We start from the raw sequence: 556 nt of genomic DNA, 5'->3' as shown, positions 1-556 counted from the left end.
CCCGGTTCATCGACACGGTGGTCCCGGCGGCCGGGACCAAGGAGGCCGAGACGGCCAAGCTGTTGGAGAACACCTACCGGCACATCAACATCGCGTTGGTCAACGAGATGGCCAGGTTCTGCCACGAGCTGGACATCGACCTGTGGAACGTGATCGACCTGGCCCGCACCAAGCCCTTCGGGTTCCAGGCGTTCTACCCGGGCCCGGGGGTGGGGGGTCACTGCATCCCGATCGACCCCAACTACCTGTCCTACAACGTCCGGACCCGCCTGGGGTACCCGTTCCGGTTCGTGGAGCTGGCCCAGGAGATCAACGCCACGATGCCCACCTACGTGGCCCACCGGGCCCAGAACATCCTCAACGCCGACGGGCTGGCCACCAAGGGCGCGACCATCCTGCTGCTGGGCGTCACCTACAAGCCCGACATCACCGACCAGCGCGAGTCCCCCGCGGTGGACCTGGCCAAGGCCCTGATCGACCTGGGCGCCCACCTGACCTACCACGACCCCCACGTGAGCACCTGGTCAGCCAACGGCCACCTGATCCCCCGCGCAGA

1 protein-coding gene is annotated in these 556 nt (G+C 67.3%); it reads left to right on the top strand.

Annotated features, from left to right (window positions below):
• Positions 1 to 556, top strand: a 556-nt coding sequence (locus N869_RS15925; protein ID WP_035063349.1) for a nucleotide sugar dehydrogenase, incomplete at both ends; no start/stop codon positions are given.

Origin of the sequence: Cellulomonas bogoriensis 69B4 = DSM 16987 (assembly GCF_000767165.1) — a bacterium.
Lineage (GTDB): Bacteria > Actinomycetota > Actinomycetes > Actinomycetales > Cellulomonadaceae > Actinotalea > Actinotalea bogoriensis.
The sequence above is the reverse complement of the archived record's forward strand: the minus strand, read 5'-3'. Positions and strand labels throughout refer to the sequence as shown.